This is a genomic window from Amycolatopsis sp. NPDC104863 (assembly GCF_055582965.1).
Genome location: NZ_JBVJOW010000003.1, coordinates 445722 through 463854, shown reverse-complemented (window position 1 = coordinate 463854; position 18133 = coordinate 445722). Strand labels below are relative to the sequence as shown.

Genomic DNA, 18133 nt, shown 5'->3' with positions numbered 1-18133 from the left:
CGTGACCGGGGACTACGCCGTGATCGCGCTCTACATCGCGGGCATGCTCGGGGTCGGCTGGTACGGCCTCCGGCTCGCGAAGACGAAGTCCGACTACCTCGTCGCCGGGCGGCGGCTGGGCTGGTTCATGTACTCCGGCACGATGTCGGCCGTCGTCCTCGGCGGCGCGTCCACGGTCGGCGGCGTGAAGCTCGGCTACACCTACGGACTTTCCGGGATGTGGCTGGTCGTCAGCATCGGCGTCGGCATCCTGGTGCTGCACGCGCTGTTCGCGCGGCGGCTGGTGAAGCTGAAGGTCTACACCGTCGGCGAGATGCTCGACCTGCGCTACGGCGGCCGCACGAGCGCGGTGTCCGGCGTGGTCATGTGGGGTTACACCCTGATGCTGACGGTCACCTCGACGCTGGCGTTCGCGTCGATCTTCAAGGTGCTGTTCACCCTGCCGAACTGGGCCGGGATCGCGATCGGCGGCTCGATCGTGGTGCTCTACTCGGTGCTCGGCGGCATGTGGTCGATCACGCTGACCGACATCGCCCAGTTCGTCATCAAGACCATCGGCATCCTGGCGATCCTGCTGCCGGTCGCGATCAGCTCCGCGGGTGGCTTCGAAGGCATGAGCGAAAAGCTCGACGCGAGCTTCTTCAGCTTCACCTCGATCGGCACCGACACGATCATCACGTACTTCGTCATCTACACCTTCGGCCTGCTGATCGGCCAGGACATCTGGCAGCGCGTGTTCACCGCCCGCACCCCCGCGATCGCGACGTCCGGCGGCATCACCTCCGGCGTCTACTGCCTGGTCTACGGCCTCGCCGGCGCGCTGATCGGCACCGCGGCGCACACGCTGTACCCGGACCTCGCCAGCGCGCAGGACGCGTTCGCGACGATCGTCGAACGGCTGCTGCCGACCGGCGTCCGCGGCCTGGTGCTGGCCGCCGCGCTGTCGGCGATGATGTCGACGGCGAGCGGCGCGCTGATCGCGTGCTCGACGACCACGACGTCGGACCTGCTGACGAAGGTGGGCCTCAAGAAGGGCGGCGAAGTCAGCCGGAACCGGATCGCCACGCTGGTCCTCGGGCTGCTCGCGATCGGCATCGCGATGATCGTCGACGACGTCGTCAACGCGCTCACCATCGCCTACGACGTCCTGGTCGGCGGCCTGCTGGTGGCGATCGTCGGCGCGCTGTTCTGGAAACGCGGCACCCGGCAGGGCGCGTACGCGTCGATGGTCGCCGGCACCGTGTTCGTGGTCGCCTTCATGATCATCGACGGCGTCGACGCCAACACGCCGATCTACTGGGGCCTGGGCGCGAGCCTGGTGGTCTACCTGGCCGTCAGCTTCGCCACGCCCCGCACGGCCGACTCGATCCTCGGTATCTGGACCCGCCGCCTGGCCGGCGAAGACACCCCGACCCCGACCCGGGAACAGGAGCCCACCAGTGCCTAACATCGGACCCCTCGATTCGTCGCGGGTTCCCCGCTTCGCCGGCTTCGCGACCTTCGCGCGGCTGCCCCGCCTCGACCAGGTCGAGCACGCCGACGTCGCCGTGGTCGGGGTGCCCTTCGATTCCGGGGTCTCCTACCGGCCGGGCGCGCGGTTCGGCCCGGCCGCGGTCCGCGAGGCGAGCCGCCTGCTGCGGCCGTACCACCCCGAGCTGGACGTCTCGCCGTTCGCCGAACGCCAGGTGGTCGACGCCGGCGACGTCGCGGTCAACCCGTTCGACATCGGGGAGGCGATCGAGACGCTCCAGCAGGAAGCCGAAGCGCTGCAGGCGAACGGGACGCGGCTGGTGACCGTCGGCGGCGACCACACGATCGCGCTGCCGCTGCTGCGGGCCGTGGCGAAGCGGCACGGACCCGTTGCCCTGCTGCACTTCGACGCGCACCTCGACACCTGGGACACCTACTTCGGCGAGCCGTACACCCACGGCACCCCGTTCCGGCGGGCGTCGGAGGAAGGGATCCTCGACACGAGCGCGCTTTCGCACGTCGGGACACGCGGGCCGCTGTACGGCAAGCGGGACCTCGAAGAGGACCGCCGGCTCGGCTTCGGCATCGTCACCTCCGGCGACGTGATGCGGCGCGGCGTCGCCGAAACGGTCGACGCGCTGCGGCAGCGGATCGGCGACCGGCCGCTGTACGTCTCGGTCGACATCGACGTCCTCGACCCGGCCCACGCGCCGGGCACCGGCACCCCGGAAGCCGGCGGGATGACCAGCCGCGAGCTGCTGGAGATCCTGCGCGGCCTGCGCGACCTGAACCTCGTCGGGGCCGACGTCGTCGAGCTGGCGCCCGCTTACGACCACGCCGAGATCACCGCCATCGCGGCCTCCCACGTCGCCTACGACCTGGTGAGCCTGCTGACCTTGGGGAAGAGCGCATGACGGACACCGAACGCATCGGCGGCGACGTCGTCGTCGAAACCCTGCGCGCCCTGGGCGCCGACACTGTCTTCGGCCTGCCGGGCCAGCACGCGCTGGGCCTGTTCGAGGCGCTGCGGCGCGCCGACGACGTGCGCGTGGTCAGCTCACGCGTCGAGAACAACCTGGCCTTCGCCGCCGACGGGCACGCCCGCGCGCGGCTCGCGGCCAACCCGGACGGCCCGGTGCCGGTGACGCCGCTGATCGTCTCCACCGGCCCGGGCGCGCTGCTGACGCTGGCTTCCCTGCAGGAGTCCCGCGCGGCGTCGGTGCCGGTGCTCGGGATCTCCAGCCAGATCCCGGTCGCCGGGCTCGGCGGCGGCCGTCACGGATACCTGCACGAGCTGCCCGACCAGCAGGCGAGCTTCCGCGACATCGTGAAGTCCGTGCACGTCGTGCGCCGCGCGAGCCAGATCCCTTCCGCGCTGCGCGAAGCCTGGACGTCGGCCGCGACCGCGCCGTACGGCCCGGTGTGGGTCGAGATCCCCCAGGACGTCCTGCTCGGCCCGGCCGGGCTCCCGCCGATCACGTCGGTGTCGGCCGCTCCCCCGGTCTTGGAGCCGCTGCCGGAGCTGGTCACCGAGGCGGCTCAGCTGCTGGGCGCGGCGGCGAACCCGGTGATCCTCGCCGGCGGTGGCGCGCTGCGGTCCGGCGCGCACGCCGAGCTGAAGGCGCTGGCCGAGGCCCTGCGCGCACCGGTGATCTCGACCTTCGGCGGCAAGGGTGTCTTCGGCTGGGACCACGAGCTGTCCGGCCGATCGTGGCTGGAGGACTGGCACACCACGGAGTTCCTGGCGAACGCCGATGTCCTGCTGGTGCTGGGGTCCGGGCTCGGTGAGCTCTCCAGCAACTACCGCGAGTTCGCCCCGCGCGGCCGCGTGATCCAGGTCGAGGCCGACCTGGGCAAGCTGGAGTCGAACTACCCCGGCCTGGGCATCCACGCCGACGTCCGGCTCACGCTGCAGGCACTGCTGGAATGGGTGCCGATGCGCCCGTCCGACGGCCGCGCCGAAGCCGCCGTCGCCGGCCTTTTAAACCGGGTCGAGTCGCGTTTGGACAGCCAGGACCTGGCCGTGGAGCGGAAGTTCGTCGACGACGTCCGCGCGGCGGTCCCGCCCGGCACCCACACTTACTGGGACATGACGATCGCCGCGTACTGGGCCTGGTCGGCCTGGAACCCCGAGGGCGCGCCGATCCACACCGCGCAGGGCGCGGGCGGCCTCGGGTACGGCCTGCCCGGCGCGCTCGGCGGCGCGGCGGCCGGCGGCCCGACGCTCGCCGTGTCCGGCGACGGCGGCGCGATGTACGGCGTCGCCGAGCTGGCCACCGCGGTGCAGCACAACCTGGACGTCACCTGGCTGATCGTCGACGACGGCGGTTACGGCATCCTGCGCGAGTACCTCACCGACACGTTCGGCCAGTCGACGGCCACCGAGCTGGCGCGCCCCGACTTCGTGGCGCTGGCCCGGTCGTTCGGGGTTCCGGCCAGGCTGTCCACTTTGGACTCGGTCGGCGCCGACGTCGCCGCCGCGCTGCGCACGCCGGGGCCGTCCGTCGTGGTCCTGCCCGCCCTGCTGAAGATGTTCGCGCCGACCCACCTGGAGAAGGCATGACGCTCGACCTGACCAACCCGGCGACCGGCGAGGTGTTCGGCACCCGCGCGATCGCCTCGCAGTCCGATGTGGACGCGGCGATGAAGGCAGCCGAGAAGGCGTTCCGCGAATGGCGTCGCAGCACTCCGGCCCAGCGGCAGCTCGCGCTGCTGAAGATCGCCGACGCGCTCGAGGCGCGCGCGGCGGAGTTCGCCGACCTCGAGGTGCGCGAGACCGGCAAGATCCGGTCCGTCGTCCTGGAGGAGGAGATCCCGGAGTGCGTCAGCGCGCTGCGGTTCTTCGCGGGGGCGGCGCGGCAGCTGGAGGGCACCGCGGCCGGGGAGTACCTGCCCGGCCACACGTCGGTGATCCGCCGCGAGCCGGTGGGTGTCTGCGCGCAGATCGCGCCGTGGAACTACCCGCTGATGATGGCGGTCTGGAAGATCGCGCCGGCCCTGGCCGCGGGGAACACGGTGGTGCTCAAGCCCGCCGAGACCACTCCGTCGACGGCAGTGCTGCTGGCCGAGGTCGCCGCCGAGTTCCTGCCGGCGGGCGCGTTCATCGTCCTGTGCGGCGACCGCGACACCGGCCGCGCCCTGGTCCGCCACCCGGTCACCGAGCTGGTCTCGATCACGGGGTCGACCCGCGCGGGCATCGACGTCGCAACGGTCGCGGCGGCCGACCTCAAGCGCACCCACCTGGAGCTGGGCGGCAACGCACCACTGCTGGTCTTCCCCGACGTCGACCTGGCGTCGACGGCGGAGGGCATCGTGGGCGCGGCGTTCTACAACGCCGGCCAGGACTGCACGGCGGGCAGCCGGGTCCTGGTCCACCGGTCGATCCACGACGACTTCGTCCGCGAGCTGACCAAGGTGGCGGCGGCCCAGACACCGGCCGTCGACTTCGGCCCGCTGAACAGCGCGGCGCAGTTCTCCCGCGTCCAGGGCCTGATCGAGCGCCTCCCGCCCCACGCGCGCATCGAGACGGGCGGAACTCGGCACGGCGACGCCGGGTTCTACTTCGCCCCCACGGTGGTTTCGGGGCTGCGCCAGGACGACGAGATCGTCCAGGAGGAGATCTTCGGCCCGGTGATCACGGTCCAGTCCTTTTCGGACGAAGACGAGGGCGTAGCACTGGCCAACGGCGTCCCGTACGGACTGGCGTCGTCGATCTGGACCCGGGACCTCGCAATCGCCGCCCGTGTGTCGGCCGAGCTGGACTTCGGCTGCGTGTGGGTCAACACGCACGGGCCCCTGGCCGCCGAGATGCCCCACGGCGGCTTCGGCCACTCCGGCCACGGAAAGGACCTTTCGGCGTACGCCTTCGCCGAGTACACGCGCGTCAAGCACGTGATGACGAGGTTCGCATGACCGATCGTGTGACGAAGGTCGAGCACCACGGAATAGCACCGATCCCCCCAGCCGACCAGACATCCCGCCCCCGCGACCTGTTCCGGCTCGCATTCGGCGGAGCGAACACGTTCGCCACGATCATCCTGGGCACCCTCCCGATCGCCTACGGCCTGAGCTTCCGCGACGCACTCCTGGCAACAGCCCTGGGCGTGGTCGTAGGCGGCCTGGTCCTGGCCCCGATGGCCCTGTTCGGCCCCCGAACAAGGACGAACAACGCGGTCTCGTCCGGCGCACACTTCGGGGTGGTCGGCCGCTGCGTCGGCTCGTTCCTCTCGCTCCTGACGGCAATAACGTTCTTCGCGATCTCGGTCTGGGTAAGCGGCGACGCGGTGGCAGGAGCAGCCCAGCGCCTGTTCGGCTTCGACGGCGGCGCGGCACTGCGAGCGGTCGCGTACGGCCTGATCGCGCTGGCAACACTGGTGGTCTGCATCTACGGCTACCGTTTCATGCTGCTGGTGAACCGAATAGCGGTGGTCCTCGGCACGGCGATAATGGTGCTGGGAATCCTCGCATACGGCGGCTCGTTCGACCCGGGCTACGCGGGAACGGGCACGTACGCACTGGGCACGTTCTGGCCAACGTTCACATTGGCGGCCCTGACGGCGTTGGCCAACCCGATCTCATTCGGAGCGTTCCTGGGCGACTGGTCCCGCTACATCCCGAACAGCTACCGAAAGCGCGCCCTGCTGACGGCGCCGTTCCTGGCCCAGGTGGCAACGCTCCTCCCGTTCGGCTTCGGCATCGCAACAGCAACCCTGGTAGCCGACCCGGCGGACTACATCACGGGCCTGACGGCGATTTCCCCGCTCTGGTACGCAATCCCCTTGATAGTGGTAGCCCTGATCGGCGGCCTGTCCACGGGAACAACCTCGTTGTACGGAACGGGCCTGGACTTCAGCTCGATCTTCCCCCGGCTCTCACGGGTGCAGGCGACATTGGTGATCGGCACGCTGAGCGTGGCATTCATTTTCGTAGGCAACTTCGCACTGGACATGGTGTCGAGCATCAACACGTTCGCAACGCTGATCGTGCTGTGCACGTCGCCGTGGATGGTGATCATGATGATCGGCTTCGTCCAGCGCCGTGGATTCTACGACGTAGCGGACTTGCAGGTGTTCAACGAGGGCCGCCAAGGCGGCCGCTACTGGTTCACCCGAGGAGTGAACTGGCGAGCAATGGCAGCCTGGATCCCAGCAACAACACTGGGGTTGCTGTGCGCAAACACCCCGATGATCACAGGACCACTACGAGACATAGCCGGAGGAGTGGACATCAGCCTGCTGGTGACATTGATAACGGCAGCAGCGGCCTACCCAGCACTGGTAAAGCTGTTCCCGGAGCCCCCAGAGGTCTTCGCCAAGACACCACGAACAGCCACGGAAGCAGAGGCCCTACCCACCAAGGCCTGAGCTGGTGGTCATCCCGTCGCCTGAGGCCCAAGAATCACTTTGAGCCAGGCCCGCAACCCACAACAAAAAGGCGAGAGAACAACCCAAGCTTGCGGGCCTGGCTCAAAGTGATAGGCCTCAATCAGGCGACGGGATGACCACCAGCGAGAAGAGGGAGGTCATCCCAGAGCCTGCCGGTCCGGCGAGGACAATCTTCAAAACCACGGCAGAAGCAACTCAGCTACGATTGGAATCCTTTTCCACCGAAGCATTCTCCGAGACAGACCCCAACCGAGAAGCCCACTCCGTAACCCGCCGAGCGACATCCTGAGCCGTCAGCCCAATGCGCCCCAAGACCTCGTCCCGGCTCCCCAGATCATGAAAAGCCTGCGGCACAGCCAAATCCCGCAAAGGCACATCACATTCGGCATCCCGGAACATCGCGGCCAGAGCGGAACCGAACCCCCCGTGCCGGCCACTGTCCTCCACAGTCACGACAAGCTTGTGCTGCGAAGCGAGCGCAACCAGCTCGGCCGGCACCGGCAGCACCCACCGCGGGTCGACGACGGTAACCCCGATCCCCTGGTCGGCGAGCCGGTCGGCCGCCGCCAGGCCCAGGGTCGCGAACGGGCCCACCGTCACCAGCAGCACGTCGGCGCCGTCGACCGGGCGGCGCAGCACGTCGACCGTGCCCAGCCGCTCGACCGCCGTGACGTCCGTGCCGACCTTGCCCTTCGAGAAGCGCAGCGCCGTCGGGCCGTCGGACACCGCCACGGCCTCGCGCAGCTCCTCGCGCAGTGTCGCCGGGTCGCGCGGGGCCGCCACGCGCATGCCCGGCACCATGCCCAGCAGCGACAGGTCCCACATGCCGTGGTGGCTCGGCCCGTCCGGCCCGGTAATCCCAGCCCGGTCCAACACGAGCGTCACGGGCAGCCGATGCAACGCAACATCCATCAGCACCTGATCAAAAGCCCGGTTGAGAAAGGTCGAATAGATAGCGACAACCGGATGCAACCCACCCATGGCCAACCCGGCAGCCGAAGTCACCGCATGCTGCTCGGCAATACCCACGTCGTACCACCGCTCAGGAAAAGCCTCGGCGAACTTGTCCAGCCCGGTGGACCGCAACATCGCCGCAGTGATCGCGACGACGTCCTCCCGCTCGGAACCGATCTTCGCCAGCTCGTCACCGAAAACCCCGGTCCAGCTCGGCCCCTTCACCGGCGGCAGCCCGGTCTCCGGGTCGATCGGGTCGGTCTGGTGCATCTGGTCGTGCTCGTTGTTGACCGCGGGCGCGTACCCGTGGCCCTTCTCGGTGACGACGTGCACGATCACCGCGCCGCCGAACGTCTTCGCGCTCAGCAGGGCCTTCTCCAGCGCGACCTGGTCGTGGCCGTCGACCGGGCCGAGGTACTTCAGGCCGAGGTCGGAGAACATCGCCTGCGGGCTCAGGGCGTCCTTCAGCCCGGCCTTCGCGGCGTGCAGCGCGGCGTAGATCGGCCGGCCGACGACCGGGGTGTGCCGGAGGATCTCGCGGCCGCCGTCGAGCAGCCGCTCGTACCCCGGCTGCAGGCGCAGCGCCGCCAGGTGGTCGGCCAGGCCGCCGATGGTCGGCGAGTAGGAGCGGCCGTTGTCGTTGATGACGATGACGACCGGGCGGTCGCGGTGCGCGGCGATGTTGTTGAGCGCTTCCCAGCACATGCCGCCGGTGAGCGCGCCGTCCCCGACGACGGCGACCGCGTGCCGCTCGCCGCCGTCGAGCGCGAACGCCTTCGCCAGACCGTCCACATAGGACAGCGCGGACGAGGCGTGGCTGCTCTCGACCCAGTCGTGCTCGCTTTCGGCGCGCGACGGGTACCCGGTGACCCCGCCGGTCTGGCGCAGCAGGGTGAAGCCGTCGGCGCGGCCGGTGACGATCTTGTGCACGTAGGCCTGGTGCCCGACATCCCAGACGATCGCGTCGCGTGGCGAGTCGAACACGCGGTGCAGGGCCAGCGTCAGCTCGACCACGCCGAGGTTCGGCCCCAGGTGCCCGCCGGCGCGGCGGACCTTGTCGACGAGGAAGTCCCGGATCTCGGCGGCCAGTTCGCAGAGGTCCTCGACACTCATGCGCTTCAGATCCGCCGGTCCGGCGACGGACTTCAGCATCGTCACTCGTCTCCACCTCACTCGTTCGGGCCCGCCCACGTTCCGGCCAGTCTACGGAGACCCGCCAGGGTGGTTCCGCCCGCCGCGTCCGGCGTCACAGGCGGAGCGCGACCACCCGTCATCACGCGGGGTGAACTCCGTCTCCCCGCCGTGCTGTGGCGGTCACGCGGCGTGGCCACGAGAATGGGGCGCATGGCGGACTTCTTCATCGGCGGCGAATGGGTGGACGCGCTCGGCGGCGGGCGCCGCGAGATCCGCTGCCCGGCCGACGGCTCCCTGGTCGCGACGGTCGCCGAAGGCACCGCGAAGGACACCGAGGCCGCCATCGCGGCCGCGCGGCGGGCGATCGACACCGGCCCGTGGCCCGGCACACCCGCGCACCTGCGCGGTGACCTGCTGCTGCGCACCGCGGACCTGCTCGACCGCGACGCGGAGGCGTTCGCCCGCGCCGAGTCGCTCGACACCGGCAAGCGCCTGGTCGAGAGCCGCTACGACATGGCCGACATCGCGGCCTGCCTGCGCTACTTCGGCAAGCTCGCGGCACAGGACGCCGGCCGCGTCGTCGACACCGGCAACCCGGACGCCTTCAGCCGGATCGTGCACGAGCCGGTCGGCGTCTGCGGGCTGATCACGCCGTGGAACTACCCGCTGTTGCAGACCGTGTGGAAGATCGCACCGGCGCTGGCCGCGGGCAACACGTTCGTGCTCAAGCCGAGTGAGCTGACCCCGCACACGGCGATCCTGTTCCTGAAACTGCTCACCGAGGCGGGCCTGCCGCCGGGCGTCGCGAACCTGGTGCTCGGCGCGGGCGCCGAGGCCGGGGCGCCGCTGGCCGCGCACCCGGACGTCGACCTCGTGTCGTTCACCGGCGGGCTGGCGACCGGGAAGGTGATCGCCGCCTCGGCGGCCGCGACGGTCAAAAAAGTGGCCCTGGAGCTGGGCGGGAAGAACCCGAACGTGGTCTTCGCCGACGCCGACTTCGAGACGGCGGTCGACTACGCGCTGACGGCGGTGTTCCTGCACTCGGGCCAGGTGTGCTCGGCGGGCACGCGGCTGATCGTGCAGCGCGAGTGGCACGACGAGTTCGTCGCCGAGCTGGTGCGCCGGGCCGAGCGGATCCGGCTGGGCGGGCCGTTCGACGAGCGCGCCGAGACCGGGCCGCTGATCTCGGCGGCGCACCGGGCGAAGGTCGAGGACTACGTGGCCACGGCCCTGGCCGAGGGCGCGGTGCTCCGGACGGGCGGCCGCCGCCCGGACGACCCGGCGCTGGCCGACGGCTTCTACTACCTGCCGACCATCCTGGACCAGGTGCAACAGGGGTCGTCGGCGGTGCGCGAGGAGTCGTTCGGGCCGGTCCTGACGGTCGAGACGTTCACCGACGAGGACGACGCCGTCCGCATCGCCAACGACACCCACTACGGCCTGGCGGGAGCGGTGTTCACGAACGACGCTTCTCGTGCGCAGCGCGTGGCCGGGCGGCTGCGCCACGGCACGGTGTGGATCAACGACTTCCACCCGTACCTGCCGCAGGCCGAGTGGGGCGGGTACAAGCAGTCCGGGTTCGGCCGCGAGCTGGGGCCGTCGGGGCTGGCCGAGTACACCGAGACGAAGCACGTCTACCAGAACCTCCGCCCGGGGCCGCAGCACTGGTTCGCCGGCTGAGCGTGTCCCCCGATCGGGATCGACCGAACGGCCCAACGCGGAAAAGGTGATCGGAAAGCCGTTTCCGGCGTCCTATGCTGCCTGGCGTGACGCAGTTTCGGGGGCCGCGGGCGGTGGTGGTGGGCGCAGCCGCGCTCGGGGTGATAGCGGGCCTGACGCTGCGCACGGCCGAGTACCCGGGTGTGCTGCCCCCGGGCACCCCGGACCCGGAGCTGGCGCTGGGCCTGCGGCTGGTCTGCGCGGCGGCGGTCCTGATCGCGGCGACGCTGGCGTACCTGACGTTCGCCCGCCACCAGGACGAGCCGCTGGCGCTGGCGTGCCTGCCGGGCCTGGTGGTGACGGGCGTGGTGCTGCGGCACCTGGTGGTGACGCTCCCGGGGGTGACCCGCCTCCAGCCCGCGGCCCGCATCGTCCCGGGAGCGGGCGCGTGGGTGCTGCTGGTGTCGGGGGTGGCGATGACGGCGACCGGCCTGGCGGCCGCCTTCGCGGCGAAACGGGCCACCTGACGCGCGGGGCGGGGTTGCGGCAGTGCGCGGCGGTCAGGCCGGCGCGAGCACGCCGAGCAAGGCTCGCTCGGCCTGCCCCGCAGACACGAGCACGCCAGCAAGGCACGCCTGGCCTGCCGACCCCCGCAGGCTCGATACCGCGCGGGGCAGCCAAGGCAGGCCGAAGCCGCCCGGAGCCCGAGGCGCCGTTCGCGCGGACTCCAGACAGCCGCCCGCCCGGCCGAGGTGCGCAGCAGTCCGACGCACCACCACCAACAAACTCAGGACAGCAGCGCCACGCACTCCACGTGGTGGGTCATCGGGAAGGCGTCGAACGCGCGGAGGTCGGTCAGCGCGTACCCGTGCGCGCCGAAGAACGCCACGTCGCGAGCCAAGGCCGCCGGGTCGCAGGCCACGTACACGATCCGGTCCGGCTGGCCGGCCACGATGGACTCCACCACCGCCTTGCCCGCGCCCTTGCGCGGCGGGTCCAGCACCACGACGTCCACCGGCTTCGCCGCCGACGCCAGCACGTGCTCGACGCGCCCGGCCTGCCACGACACCTGCGGGAGGTCCGCCAGGTTCCGTTCGCCGTCGGCGACCGCGCGGCGGCCGGACTCCACCGCCAGGACCCGGCCGGACGGGCCGACCTGCCCGGCCAGCACCGACGCAAACAGCCCGACCCCGGCGTAGAGGTCCCAGGCCGAGCCGCCGGAAGGCGCCTCCGCCCACTTCGCCACGACGGAGGCCAGCGTCGACGCCGCCGCCGGGTGGACCTGCCAGAAGCCGTGTGCGTCGAGGCGCCAGTCGCGGCCCGCCGCGTGCTGCACGGCCACGCCGCCGGCCAGCTGGCGGGCGCGGACCTTGCCGCGCACCGTCGACAGCTCCCGCACGTGGACCCCGCCGTCACCGTCGCTGGTGACCTCCAGCTCGCTGCCCGGCCGCCAGCGCCGCGCGAGGACGTCGTCGAGCTCGCCCGGCACCGCGATCGGGCAGTCCTCCAACGCCACCACGCGGTGGCTGTGGTGGGCGCGCAGTCCCGCGCGCCCGTCGCCGTCGGCGACCAGGCGGACGCGGCTGCGCCAGTCCAGCGGGCCGCCGTCCAGCTCCTCCACGACGACGTCACGCTCGATGCCGGCCAGCCGCTGGAGCTGCTCCGCCACCACCGACGCCTTCAGCGACCGCTGGTGCGCCGGGGCCGCGTGCTGCCAGTCGCAGCCGCCGCAGCCGCCCGGGACGGCGAGCGGGCACGGCGGCTCCACCCGGAACTCCGAAGCCGACAGCACCTCGATCGCGTCGCCGCGGCAGAACGAACCGCCGTTGTCCTCGGTCACCTCGACGCGGACCTGCTCCCCCGGCAGCGCGTGCCGGACGAACACGACCCGGCCCTCCGCGCGGGCCACGCAGTGGCCGCCGTGCGCCACCGCGCCGACCTCCACCTCGAGGACGCGTCCCAGCCAGCTCGTCATTCGGCCGGCTCCTTGGGCTTGGGGGTGGCCACGGACTTCCCGTTGGGCGAGAAGCCCCGGCGGACGTCGCCCGCCGCGGGCCGTTCGTTGCGCACGCGCGCGGCCGCCTTGGCCGAGGACTCCAGCTGCCACGGCACGCTCGCCACGATGACACCCGGCTGGAACAGCAGGCGGCCCTTGAGCCGCAGCGCGCTCTGGTTGTGCAGCACCTGCTCCCACCAGTGACCGACCACGTACTCCGGGATGAACACCGTCACGACGTTGCGCGGGTTGTCACCACGCACGCGCTTCACGTAGTCGAGGACCGGCTTCGTGATTTCGCGGTAGGGCGACTCGACGACCTTCAGCGGCACCTTGAACTTGTGCGCTTCCCACTCGGCGGTGAGCCGGCGGGTGTCCGCGTCGTCCACATTGACCGTCACGGCCTCGAGGACGTCCGGGCGCATCGCCTTGGCGTAGGCCAGCGCGCGCAGGGTCGGCCGGTGCAGTTTGGACACCAGCACGATCGCGTGGTTGCGCGACGGCAGCACGGTCGGGGTGTCGCCCAGGTCCTTCAGCTCGTCGGCGACGCGGTCGTAGTGCCGCCGGATCGCCGTCATCAGCACGAAGATCGCCACCATCGCCGCGATCGCGATCCACGCGCCGAGCAGGAACTTGGTGATCAGCACGATCACCAGCACGGTGCCGGTCATCGTCAGGCCGATCGCGTTCACCGTCTGGGAGCGCCGCATCCGGCGCCGCACGCCGGGGTCGGTTTCCTTGGCCAGCAACCGGTTCCAGTGCCGGATCATGCCGGCCTGGCTCACCGTGAACGACACGAACACACCCACGATGTAGAGCTGGATCAGCCGCGTGACCTCGGCGTCGAACGCGAAAATCAGCACCAGCGCGAACGCCGAGAGGAACAGGATCCCGTTGGAGAACGCGAGCCGGTCGCCGCGGGTGTGCAGCTGCCGCGGCAGGTAGCGGTCCTGCGCCAGGATCGAGCCCAGCACCGGGAAGCCGTTGAACGCGGTGTTCGCGGCCAGCAGCAGGATGATGCCGGTGGAGAAGGAGATGTAGTAGAACGCCGGCGGGAAGTCGGCGAACACCGCGTGCGCGATCTGCGCGACGATCGTCTTCTGCTCGTAGCCGGCCGGCGCGCCGACGAGCTGCTTCGCGGGGTCCTCGGCGAACTTCACGTCGGTGATCGTGGCGAGGGTGATGATGCCGACGAGCATGACCACCGCGAGCAGGCCCATCATCAGCAGCGTGGTCGCCGCGTTCTTCGACTTCGGCTTGCGGAACGCCGGGACGCCGTTGCTGATCGCCTCGACCCCGGTCAGCGCCGCGGCGCCGGAGGAGAACGCGCGGAGGATGAGGAACACGAACGCGACGCCGGCGAAGCTGCCCTCGGCGTTGAGCGTGAACCCGGCGCTTTCGGCGCGCAGCTCGGTGCCGGTCGCGGCTTCGAACAGGCCCCAGACGACCATGACCAGAATGCCGATGATGAACCCGTATGTCGGGATCGCGAAGGCCTTCCCCGACTCCCGGATGCCCCGCAGGTTCAACGCGGTCAGCACCGCGACGATCACGATCGCCGCCAGCACCTTGTGCTGGGCCACCCACGGGACCGCGGAGCCGATGTTGGCCACACCGGACGAAGTGGACACCGCGACGGTCAGCACGTAGTCCACGAGCAGCGCGCTCGCCACGGTCAGGCCGAACTTGCCGCCCAGGTTCGTGTTGGCGACCTCGTAGTCACCGCCGCCGCTCGGGTACGCGTGCACGTTCTGCCGGTAGGAAGCGACGACGACCAGCATCACGAGAGCGACGGCGACGCCGATCCACGGCGCCAGTGCGTACGCCGACAGTCCCGCCACGCTCAGCGTCAGGAAGATCTCTTCCGGCGCGTACGCCACGCTCGAGAGCGCGTCGGACGCGAAGATGGGCAGCGCGATGCGCTTCGGCAGGAGCGTGTGAGCGAGCCTGTCACTGCGGAACGGACGTCCGAGGACCAGGCGTTTCAGCACGGTCGGGAACTTCGACACCACGGAAGCGTAACCGCCGGGGTGCACGGTAGGTTCGGCGCTGGCATGTCGGGGTAGCAACGGACGGGTAACCGCCGAACGAGGAGGCAGGGCGTGCACGTGGTGATCATGGGGTGCGGCCGGGTAGGCGCGTCCCTGGCCGCTGCGCTGGAGCGGCTCGGCCACGAGGTGGCCGTCATCGACAAGAGCCAGCAGGCGTTCCGCCGGCTCGGCAGCGACTTCCACGGCCAGCAGGTCGTCGGGGTCGGGTTCGACCGCCAGGTGCTCATCGAAGCGGGCATCGAGCGGGCGGGCGCGTTCGCGGCGGTGTCCAGCGGGGACAACTCGAACATCATCTCGGCGCGGGTCGCCCGCGAGAACTTCGGGATCGAGCACGTCGTCGCGCGCATCTACGACCACAAGCGGGCGGCTGTGTACGAGCGGCTGGGCATCCCGACGGTGGCGACCGTGCCGTGGACGACCGACCGGTTCCTGCGGACGCTCCTGCCGGACGGCGTGGCGTCGGCGTGGCGCGACCCGTCGGGCAACGTCGCGCTGCTGCAGCTGCCGCTGCACGAGGGCTGGGTCGGGCACTCCGTGCGGTCCCTGCAGGAGGCCAGCGGCGCGCGGGTGGCGTTCATCATGCGCTTCGGCACGGCCGTGCTGCCCGACACCAAGACCGTGCTCCAGGCCGACGACGGCGTGTGGGTCGCCGCGCGCTCGGGCACCGTCAGCGACGTCACGAGCGTGGCGCAGCGCGAACCGGAGGACGAGGACTGATGCGGGTCGCGATTGCCGGGGCGGGCGCCGTCGGCCGTTCCATCGCCGCCGAGCTGATCGACGGGCGGCACCAGGTGATGCTCATCGAGCGGGAGGCCGACCAGTTCGAGCCGCACACCGTCGAGCAGGCCGACTGGGTGCTGGGTGACGCCTGCGAGGTGTCGATCCTGGAGGAGTCCGGGATCGAGCAGTGCGACGTCGTCATCGCCGCCACCGGCGACGACAAGGCGAACCTGGTGGTCTCGCTGCTGGCCAAGACGGAGTTCGCGGTCCGGCGCGTGGTGGCCCGGGTGAACAACCCGGCCAACGAGTGGCTGTTCACCGACGCCTGGGGCGTCGACGTCGCCGTCTCGACGCCGCGGATGCTCGCGGCGATGGTCGAGGAGGCGGTCAGCGTCGGCGACCTGGTGCGGCTGATGACGTTCCGGCAGAGCAACGCGAACCTCGTCGAGTTGACGCTGCCGGCCGAGACCCCGCTGGCCGGCAAGCCGGTGAGCGCGGTGTCCCTGCCGCGCGACGCCGCACTGGTGACCATCCTGCGCGGCGACCGCGTGATCGTGCCGCAGCCGGAGGACCCGCTGGAGCCGGGCGACGAGCTGCTGTTCGTGGCCACCGCGGACGTCGAGCCGGAGATCCGGACGGCCCTGGGTTACTGACCAGCGTGAAGAAGGCCCCCGGCGGGTGCCGGGGGCTTTCTCGCGGACCGGAACTGTCGGTGCCGTCCGGTAGCGTGGAAAACGGGGGGCGCCCCCGCGCGGGACCTCAGGCTTCGGGCGCGGCGTACTTCTGGCGCAGCCGGGCTTCGACCTCGGCGTCGCTCTCCGGTTCCGGCTCGTCCTCGGCCATGGCCTTGAGGCGCTTGTCCGACCGGCGCACCGCCCAGACGACCACCAGCAGGCCCAGCGCGTAGAGCGGGTAACCCATCGCGATCTTCGCGAAGGCCAGCCAGCCGGTGTAGTCCTCCTGGTAGAGCCACCGCTGCACGACGAACCGGGCGGCGAAGATCAGCGCCATCGCCAGCGTGGCGATGTCGTAGCCGTAGCGGGACGGCTTGTCCTTGCGCCACGCCTGGCCGGTGCCGTTGAGCATGTTCCAGACGACACCCGCGATCGGCCAGCGGACCACCACCGACAGCACGAAGACGCCGCAGTAGACCAGGCTGGCGTAGATCCCGAAGAGGAAGAACCCCTTCGCCGACCCCGTGCGGTAGGCGATGAACGCCGCGATCGCGACGCCGAAGAACCCGGAGATCGCCGGCTGCAGCGGCTCCTTGCGGACCACGCGCAGCACGGTGATCGCCACCGCGCTGCCGATCGAGGTCCAGATGGCCGCGGTCAGCCCGAAGAACGAGTTGGCCAGCACGAACACGATCACCGGCAGCGACGAGTAGACCAGGCCGGACACGCCGCCCATCTGCTCGAGCAGGGTCGGCTGCGGCCCTTCTTCGTCGTCGGTCTTCTTCTCGCTCGGGGCGGGATCAGTCACGATAGGTGATCAACTCACTGGGCTCTGGAGCTCGTAATAGGGGTTGTACAGCACCTTCTGGCCGTCACGCTCGGCCATCCGGCCGCGCACCTTGATCGTCCGGCCAGGCTCGATGCCCGGGATCCGGCGGCGGCCGAGCCAGATTAGCGTCACGCCCTGCGTCCCGTCGAACAGCTCCGCCTCCAGGGTGGCGGCCTCGTCGGTCGGGCACAGCTCCACGCTGCGGAGTCTCCCCATCACGGTGACCTCTTCGCCGGACCGGCAGTCACAGGCCCGCTGCGCGCCCTCGGCGCCGGACCTCATCGACATCTCGTCGGCGTCGAGATCCTCGACGTCGCTGGTCAGCTTGCGAACCAACCGGCTGAAGTAGCCGCCGTCTTTGGCGGACATAGGTGCTCCTGTGCTCCGGGGCCCCCGACGTGGTGTTTGCGGCCCGAACGTTTCCAGCGTAGCTGCGGTCCCCGCCAGGAGAACGCCTTTGCGCAAAGATCGCAACGTGACGTCCGCAATCCGAGTTCCCGCAGCGGTGCTGCTGCCCGGCACCGGCTCCGACGAGGTGTTCGTCCGCGCGGTCTTCGGCGGCCCGCTGCGCGCCCTCGGCGTCCCGCTCATCGCGCCGGCGCCGCCCCCGGGCGCCGCGCTCGCCGAGGGCTACCTGGCGACCCTGGACGCGCTGGCGGACGAACACGGCGAACTGCTCGTCGGCGGCATTTCGTTCGGCGCGCACCTGGCCGCGGAGTGGGCCGTGCGCAACCGGGGCCGTTGCGGGGGCCTGCTGGCCGCGCTCCCGGCCTGGAACGGCGATCCCGGCTCAGCACCCGCGTCGCTGGCCGCGACGCTGTCCGCGGATCTGGTGGCCGGTTCCGGGGTCGACGGGGCGCTGGCGCAGACGGCCGGGTCGCCGGACTGGCTGCGGGCCGAGCTGGCCCGGGCCTGGCGCCGCCACGGCGACGGGCTGGCCGACGGCCTGCGCGTCGCGGCGGGCCGCTCGGCGCCGACGCTCGCCGAGCTCGCGGCGCTGGCCGTCCCGGCGGGGGTCGGCACGTGCACCGACGACCCGATCCACCCGACGAAAGTCGCATCGGAGTGGGCCACGGCACTCCCCCGCGCGGCCCTCGGGGAGACGACGCTCACGGCGCTCGGCGCCGATCGCGAGTCCCTCGGCCGGGCGACCGTGCTCGCCTTCCTGAAGGCCCGCCACCGGTGTCGGGGGGGGGGGGGGGGGGGGGGGGGGGGGGGGGGGGGGGGGGGGGGTGGTGTGGGATCCCTCGCAAGCTCGCATA

General features: G+C 71.0%; 14 protein-coding genes and 1 pseudogene. 10 read left to right on the top strand and 5 right to left on the bottom strand.

Features of this window, described 5'->3' with window-relative positions; all coding sequences use genetic code 11:
* Position 1: 1 nt before the first annotated feature.
* The 5 genes from ACZ63J_RS18805 to ACZ63J_RS18785 are packed head-to-tail and all read left to right on the top strand — an operon-like array spanning position 2 to position 6833.
* Positions 2-1447, top strand: coding sequence for a sodium:solute symporter family protein (locus ACZ63J_RS18805; protein ID WP_465406082.1), 1446 nt, complete (start codon positions 2-4; stop codon positions 1445-1447).
* Positions 1440-2384 (top strand): agmatinase, encoded by a 945-nt coding sequence (gene speB, locus ACZ63J_RS18800; protein ID WP_465406080.1) that lies wholly within the window; start codon positions 1440-1442, stop codon positions 2382-2384. Before ACZ63J_RS18805 ends, speB begins: the two co-directional genes overlap by 8 nt.
* Positions 2381-4033, top strand: a complete 1653-nt coding sequence (locus ACZ63J_RS18795) for a thiamine pyrophosphate-binding protein (RefSeq protein WP_465406078.1) — start codon at positions 2381-2383, stop codon at positions 4031-4033. Before speB ends, ACZ63J_RS18795 begins: the two co-directional genes overlap by 4 nt.
* Positions 4030-5382, top strand: coding sequence for an aminobutyraldehyde dehydrogenase (locus ACZ63J_RS18790; protein ID WP_465406076.1), 1353 nt, complete (start codon positions 4030-4032; stop codon positions 5380-5382). The genes ACZ63J_RS18795 and ACZ63J_RS18790 overlap by 4 nt, the downstream gene beginning before the upstream one ends.
* Positions 5379-6833 (top strand): purine-cytosine permease family protein, encoded by a 1455-nt coding sequence (locus ACZ63J_RS18785; protein ID WP_465406074.1) that lies wholly within the window; start codon positions 5379-5381, stop codon positions 6831-6833. The genes ACZ63J_RS18790 and ACZ63J_RS18785 overlap by 4 nt, the downstream gene beginning before the upstream one ends.
* Before the next feature lie 216 nt (positions 6834-7049).
* On the opposite strand, the gene dxs is transcribed toward ACZ63J_RS18785, so the two are convergent.
* Entirely contained in the window at positions 7050-8966 is a 1917-nt protein-coding gene (dxs, locus tag ACZ63J_RS18780; protein ID WP_465406072.1) for a 1-deoxy-D-xylulose-5-phosphate synthase, read from the bottom strand.
* A 186-nt stretch (positions 8967-9152) separates the two neighbouring features.
* On the opposite strand from dxs, the gene ACZ63J_RS18775 reads away from it, so the two are divergent.
* Both ACZ63J_RS18775 and ACZ63J_RS18770 read left to right on the top strand, forming a co-directional pair.
* Entirely contained in the window at positions 9153-10622 is a 1470-nt protein-coding gene (locus ACZ63J_RS18775; RefSeq protein ID WP_465406070.1) for an aldehyde dehydrogenase family protein, read from the top strand.
* A gap of 86 nt (positions 10623-10708) precedes the next feature.
* Positions 10709-11128 carry a hypothetical protein gene (locus ACZ63J_RS18770; protein ID WP_465337873.1) on the top strand — a complete coding sequence of 140 codons (420 nt, stop codon included), beginning with the start codon at positions 10709-10711 and terminating at the stop codon, positions 11126-11128.
* Between the two features lie 260 nt (positions 11129-11388).
* Here ACZ63J_RS18770 and ACZ63J_RS18765 read toward each other — a convergent pair whose 3' ends face one another.
* Together ACZ63J_RS18765 and ACZ63J_RS18760 are read right to left on the bottom strand one after the other, a co-directional pair.
* The gene (locus tag ACZ63J_RS18765; RefSeq protein ID WP_465337874.1) at positions 11389-12576 is read right to left on the bottom strand and encodes a class I SAM-dependent RNA methyltransferase; all 1188 of its coding nucleotides are present in this window, start codon (positions 12574-12576) and stop codon (positions 11389-11391) included.
* Positions 12573-14606 carry an APC family permease gene (locus ACZ63J_RS18760; RefSeq protein ID WP_465406069.1) on the bottom strand — a complete coding sequence of 678 codons (2034 nt, stop codon included), beginning with the start codon at positions 14604-14606 and terminating at the stop codon, positions 12573-12575. The genes ACZ63J_RS18765 and ACZ63J_RS18760 overlap by 4 nt, the downstream gene beginning before the upstream one ends.
* A 93-nt stretch (positions 14607-14699) precedes the next feature.
* Here ACZ63J_RS18760 and ACZ63J_RS18755 point away from each other — a divergent pair, with 93 nt between their 5' ends.
* On the top strand, positions 14700-15365 hold the full coding sequence (locus ACZ63J_RS18755; RefSeq protein WP_465337876.1) for a potassium channel family protein: 666 nt from the start codon (positions 14700-14702) through the stop codon (positions 15363-15365).
* Positions 15365-16021 (top strand): potassium channel family protein, encoded by a 657-nt coding sequence (locus ACZ63J_RS18750; protein WP_465307361.1) that lies wholly within the window; start codon positions 15365-15367, stop codon positions 16019-16021. Before ACZ63J_RS18755 ends, ACZ63J_RS18750 begins: the two co-directional genes overlap by 1 nt.
* Before the next feature lie 106 nt (positions 16022-16127).
* Here ACZ63J_RS18750 and ACZ63J_RS18745 read toward each other — a convergent pair whose 3' ends face one another.
* Positions 16128-16850, bottom strand: a complete 723-nt coding sequence (locus tag ACZ63J_RS18745; protein ID WP_465406067.1) for a DUF3159 domain-containing protein — start codon at positions 16848-16850, stop codon at positions 16128-16130.
* Positions 16851-16859: 9 nt separating this feature from the next.
* Entirely contained in the window at positions 16860-17240 is a 381-nt protein-coding gene (locus ACZ63J_RS18740) for an OB-fold nucleic acid binding domain-containing protein (protein WP_465337878.1), read from the bottom strand.
* 136 nt (positions 17241-17376) lie between these two features.
* Between ACZ63J_RS18740 and ACZ63J_RS18735 the strand changes: the two are divergent.
* Positions 17377-18045, top strand: a pseudogene (locus ACZ63J_RS18735) (alpha/beta hydrolase); the annotation flags it as partial.
* Positions 18046-18133: the final 88 nt, after the last annotated feature.